The sequence below is a fragment of the Paraburkholderia gardini genome (genome assembly GCF_907164575.1).
Classification (GTDB): domain Bacteria; phylum Pseudomonadota; class Gammaproteobacteria; order Burkholderiales; family Burkholderiaceae; genus Paraburkholderia; species Paraburkholderia gardini.
Genome location: NZ_CAJQYY010000058.1, coordinates 1 through 5567, shown reverse-complemented (window position 1 = coordinate 5567; position 5567 = coordinate 1). Strand labels below are relative to the sequence as shown.

Sequence of the window (5567 nt, the reverse complement as noted above, 5' to 3'; positions counted from 1 at the left end):
ACGGATTCATCGACATCTTCACGTTCGCGATGTCGACACCCGTACCGTCCGACTTCACCCGGACTTTCACGTTGTAATCGACCACACGTTTCACTGCTACCAGGATCTTCATATTGCCCCTTCATGAAATCGAAGCCCGGTCGACAAGTCCGCCGGCCGGGCGCCACCTTCGCGTCGCAGCGTTCAATAGGAATAAAAGCCGCGTCCAGTTTTTCGCCCAAGACATCCCCCATTCACCCGTTCCGTGAGAAAGGGCGCTGGCCAATACCTCGGATCGTTGAAATCGCGGTACAGCGCTTCCATGATCGCAAGCACCGTGTCGAGGCCGATGAAGTCGGCCAACGCGAATCGCTTCGCTGATCATTGGCACCAGGATCCTGATTCACCACGAACCCGGGAGAATTCTTCACGTCGATCGGTGTCTTGCCGATGCGCTTTGCGAATGCGATGGTCGTGTCGAACGTCGTGGCACTCGTCAGCAAGCCTCGAATGACCTCGACCAGCTCCATGATCGGAACGGGGTTGAAGAAATGCAGCCCCGTGAAGCGACCAGGGTTCGAGAGCGTTGCGCCGAGCTTCGTCACGGACACCGACGAGGTATTGGTTGCGAAGATCGCGTCAGGCCTGACAATCAAGTCCAGTTGTTTCAGAGCGTCCCGCTTGATCTGCAAATGCTCGGTCGCGGCCTCGATCACCAAGTCGCATGACGCCAGGTCAGACAACGCAACACTGCCCTCGGTACGTGCCTGTACCGCAGTCGCCTCGGCCTCGAATATCTTCCCTTTCGACACCATCCGTTCGAGCCCGGCCGCTATACCATTCATACCTCACCGTATCGCGGCCTGGTCGATGTCGTTGAGCACGACATCCAATCTCGACGCCGCGCAAACCTGCGCGATTCCGCTGCCCATCTGCCCGGCGCCAACAATACCTATGGTCCGGATTTTCATATTGCGTTCCTCACGCGCAGATCGCCGATTTCCGCCGCAGTCGCGTCGAGCCAATCCAACAGCACCTCATCCGTATGCTGGCCGAGCGTCGGCGGCGCACGCCGGTACTGCACCGGCGACTCCGACATCCGGATCGGATTGGCAACCAGCGGCACCTGCTTCGCCAGCGGATGTGGCATGTCGATGCGTGTGTGCCGGGACTTCACGTGCTGGTCCGCAAACACACGGTCGAGGGTATTGATCGGGCCACAGGGAACGCCCACCGCTTTCATGGCGGCGACCCACTCGTCGGTCGTGCGGCGTACCGTGATGCCGTGAATAAGTGCGATCAGTTCGCTCCTATGCTTCACGCGCTGCGGATTGATGGCGAAGCGTTCGTCGCCGGACCATTCCGGTCTGCCCAGCGTTTTGCACAGGCTGGCGAACTGGCTGTCATTGCCGACAGCGATGATCATGTAGCCATCGGCTGTCGGGAAGTCCTGATAAGGCACGATGTTAGGATGGGCGTTGCCCATGCGTCGCGGCACCACGCCACTCACCAGATAGTTCGCCGCCTGATTCGCGAGGCACGCGATCTGCACGTCGAGCAACGCGAGATCGATATGCTGCCCCTCTCCCGACTGCTCCCGGCGCTTCAACGCGGCAAGAACTGCGACCGTTGCGTACAGACCTGTCATGATGTCCGTCAACGCGACACCGGCCTTCAGCGGCCCGTCGCCCTCAGTGCCGTCGGCTCGCCCGGTCAAGCTCATCAACCCGCCCATGCCCTGGATCAGGAAATCGTAGCCTGCGCGTGACGCATAAGGCCCGGTCTGGCCAAAGCCGGTAATCGAGCAATAGACGAGTCGTGGATTGAGTGTCTTGAGGCTTGCATAGTCGAGCCCATATTGCGCGAGGCCGCCAACCTTGAAGTTTTCGAGCAGGACATCTGCCTTGCTCGTCAGTTGCCGCACGAGACGCTGCCCTTCAGGCTGCCCCAGGTCGATCGTGACCGACCGCTTGTTGCGGTTGGCACTGAGATAGTAGGCGGATTCGCCTGTCGAATGCCCATCCGGATCGCTCAACCACGGCGGCCCCCACGCGCGGGTATCGTCTCCCGCGCACGGACGCTCCACCTTCACCACATCGGCGCCGAGGTCCGCGAGCAACTGACCGGACCACGGCCCCGCCAGCACGCGCGAAAGATCGAGGACGCGCACGCCGGCGAGCGCCCCCGGGTGCAAGGTACTGTCCATGCTGGTCAAAAGGCCGCGATGCCGGTTATCGCACGCCCGAGAATCAGCGCATGAATGTCGTGGGTACCTTCGTAGGTGTTGACCACTTCGAGGTTCACGAGATGACGTGCAATACCAAACTCGTCGCTGATGCCGTTTCCGCCGAGCATATCGCGTGCGACACGGGCAATGTCGAGCGCCTTGCCGCAAGAGTTGCGCTTCATGATGGAGGCGATCTCCACCGCGGCGATCCCTTCGTCCTTCATGCGGCCGAGACGCAGACAGCCCTGCAGGCCGAGCGTGATCTCGGTCTGCATGTCCGCCAGCTTTTTCTGAACCAGTTGGTTGGCCGCGAGCGGCTTGCCGAATTGCTTGCGATCCAGCACGTACTGTCGCGCGCGGTGCCAGCAGTCCTCCGCCGCGCCCAATGCACCCCAAGCGATGCCGTAGCGCGCGCTGTTCAGACAGGTGACCGGCCCCTTCAGACCGCGCACGTTCTCGAACGCGTTCTCTTCCGGGCAAAACACTTCATCCAGCACAATCTCACCGGTAATCGACGCCCGCAAACCGACTTTGCCGTGAATGGTGGGTGCCGACAGGCCCTTCCAACCTTTTTCCAGCACGAAGCCGTGGATCGCGCCTTCGTCGTCTTTTGCCCAAACGACGAACACGTCAGCGATCGGACTGTTAGTGATCCACATCTTGTTGCCCGTCAACCGGTATCCTCCCGCAACTTTTCGCGCGTGAGTCACCATACTGCCAGGATCCGAACCGTGATTGGGTTCCGTCAGTCCGAAGCAGCCAATCCACTCACCGGATGCCAGCCGGGGCAGATACTTCTGCTTGACAGCCTCGCTACCGAACTCGTTGATGGGCACCATCACGAGTGAGGACTGCACACTCATCATCGAGCGATACCCCGAATCGATCCTTTCCACTTCGCGCGCCACCAGACCGTAGCTGACATAGTTGAGCCCCGCGCCGCCGTAGGCCTCGGGGATCGTCACGCCTAGCAGGCCCAGTTCACCCATCTCGCGAAAGATCGCGGGATCGGTCTGCTCATGGCGGAATGACTCGAGTATCCGGGGCCCGAGACGCTCCTGACAGTACACGCGCGCGGACTCACCCACATGCGCTCCTGTTCGCTCAACTGCTGCGTCAGTAATAGAGGATCGTCCCATTGAAACGACGAAGACTTGTGCCGTTGACTCATTCCGTACCCGCCAGGTAGTGACCGTGCTACCAATCTAACGACATATCTTTGCCCCTGCAAACGACTTGTTCGCATTGACCTGTGCGAAAATTGCACAGATCGGCCCGTCCCATAGGAGCTCGCGCAATGCGTCGAAAAATTCCATCAACCGCTTCGCTATCCGCATTCGAGGCAGCGGCACGCCATCAGAGCTTTACGAAAGCCGCGGACGAGCTTGCGGTCACACAAAGCGCGGTGTGCCGGCAAATCGCTTCGCTGGAAGACTTTCTTGGCCTCAAACTGTTTCGCCGCGACAGACGGGGAGTAGCCCTCACCGAAGCGGGTGTTGCCTACAGCCGAAAAGTCGCCTCCCGCCTCGATGACGTGGAACGTGATACGCTGGAATTGATGGCTAGAGGCGGCCAGGGAGACACACTGGAAATCGCTGTCGTGCCGACGTTTGCAACCAAGTGGCTGCTACCGCGAATGCCCGCGTTCATGTCGACTCATCCAGAAATCACGATCAATCTCTCAACCCGCACGCGACCGTTCCTGTTCAGCGACACGGAGCTCGACGCTGCGATCTACGCCGGCGCCGCGACGTGGCCGGGCACGACCAGCCAGTTCCTGATGCGGGAGAGTCCGATTGCGGTGTGCAGCCCGTATTTGATCCCACCACGCCGGAAGCTGACGGCTTCGGACTGGACACGCTACCGGCTACTACAGCAGAGCACGCGACCGTACGCGTGGCGCGACTGGTTTGCGTCGCGCAGCATGCAGGTGGACGGCGACATGTCAGGGCCAAGGTTCGAGCTTTTCTCGATGCAGACAGAAGCGGCCATTCAAGGGATGGGCATTGCCCTGATCCCGCGCCTGCTGATCGAAGACGAATTACAGCGTCGTGTTCTGATTCCGGTGGCACACCACGACTATCTGAGCGACCGCTCGTACTACCTCACCTATCCCGAGCAGAAGTCAGACAGCGCACCGCTGCGTACTTTTGGTGAATGGATCGAAGCTCAGGCCCGTAGCTACAGGGAGCCACTGGGTCTGGACCGAGCACACAGCGGCACAGGGTGCCTACGTCAGCATCATTCAGGCTTAAAGCAATAAACAGCTAGCTTGTTGCCATCTAGGTCGCGAACATACGCCGCGTAGGCGTGTGGCGCCCAACCGCGCGGACCGGCCTCTCCCTCATTCTTCGCGCCGGCCTGCAGCGCCGCATCGTAAAACGCGTGAATCGACTTGCGGTCCGGTGCTTCGAACGACACCGTGACACCATTACCGATCGTTGCCGGCTGACCATTTGCGGGCTTTAAAACGAAGAACGATGGCGCACCTTGGCCCCAGATCGAGCCGTTCTCGCCCAGATCGGCCACTCTCGTCAGCCCGATCTTCCCGAGGATGTTGTCGTAGAACTGACGAGCCACTTCCAGATCGTTGGTGCCGATTGTGACATGTGTAAAAACGCTCATACAAACTCCTTCGTGGTTAATGATATGTATTACTAAATACAATGAATGTACCTCTCCAGTGATTTATCCTCGGAGATGGAACGTTGCTTTCGGGCCTAACCGTCTCGACCGATCACTCGTGCGTGATGGCGTATATGATCTTCAACAAAGCTCTGTATCAGGTAGTACCCGTGGTCGTAGTCTTCGTGACGACGCAAGGTCAGAGGTTGCCCCACTGTGTTGCAAGCTGCTTCGAACACGTTGGGATTCAACTGGTTCGGCAGGAATTGATCCGCGAGCCCCAGATCGATCAGGATGCCATCGGCAAGCTTCGCACCGCCGACCCGGGCCACCAGTTCACTCGCGTCGTACTGCCGCCACGTTTCACGATCCGCGCCAAGATAGCGGGAGAACGCCTTCTCGCCCCAAGGACACCGCGACGGCGCGGCGATCGGCGCGAACGCCGACACCGAGCGATACACGTCAGGATTTCGCAACGCCAGAATCAGCGCACCATGACCACCCATGGAGTGCCCGAAGATGCCTAGCCGTCCGCCGTCGATCGGCAGTTCCGCCAGCACCGTCTCGCGCAGTTCGTCCTTGACGTACGAGTACATGCGGTAGTGCCTGTTCCATGGTTTCTCAGTCGCGTCGACATAGAAGCCAGCACCCACGCCGAAGTCCCACGCCGCGCTTTCGTTCGGGATGCCGGCGCCGCGCGGGCTCGTATCCGGCGCGATCAATGCGATGCCATGTT

General features: G+C 59.9%; 4 protein-coding genes and 3 pseudogenes. 1 reads left to right on the top strand and 6 read right to left on the bottom strand.

Going from position 1 to position 5567, the window contains the following annotated elements; translation table 11 throughout:
* From LPA34_RS26700 to LPA34_RS26685, 4 genes and pseudogenes are all read right to left on the bottom strand, one after another.
* Positions 1-112: pseudogene (locus tag LPA34_RS26700) on the bottom strand (electron transfer flavoprotein subunit beta/FixA family protein); the annotation flags it as partial.
* 71 nt (positions 113-183) lie between these two features.
* Positions 184-950, bottom strand: a pseudogene (locus LPA34_RS26695) (3-hydroxyacyl-CoA dehydrogenase NAD-binding domain-containing protein).
* The gene (locus tag LPA34_RS26690) at positions 947-2185 is read right to left on the bottom strand and encodes a CaiB/BaiF CoA transferase family protein (protein WP_228984134.1); all 1239 of its coding nucleotides are present in this window, start codon (positions 2183-2185) and stop codon (positions 947-949) included. Before LPA34_RS26690 ends, LPA34_RS26695 begins: the two are co-directional and overlap by 4 nt.
* Positions 2186-2190: 5 nt before the next feature.
* A pseudogene (locus LPA34_RS26685) lies at positions 2191-3377 on the bottom strand (acyl-CoA dehydrogenase).
* Positions 3378-3503: 126 nt separating this feature from the next.
* Here LPA34_RS26685 and LPA34_RS26680 point away from each other — a divergent pair.
* Complete coding sequence (locus LPA34_RS26680; RefSeq protein WP_228984133.1) at positions 3504-4469, top strand: LysR family transcriptional regulator; 966 nt, start codon at positions 3504-3506, stop codon at positions 4467-4469.
* On the opposite strand, the gene LPA34_RS26675 is transcribed toward LPA34_RS26680, so the two are convergent.
* Entirely contained in the window at positions 4448-4831 is a 384-nt protein-coding gene (locus LPA34_RS26675) for a VOC family protein (RefSeq protein WP_228984131.1), read from the bottom strand. The two genes, LPA34_RS26680 and LPA34_RS26675, sit on opposite strands and share 22 nt — an antisense overlap.
* Before the next feature lie 95 nt (positions 4832-4926).
* On the bottom strand, positions 4927-5567 hold a 641-nt coding region (fghA, locus tag LPA34_RS26670; protein WP_228984129.1), incomplete at its 5' end, for an S-formylglutathione hydrolase.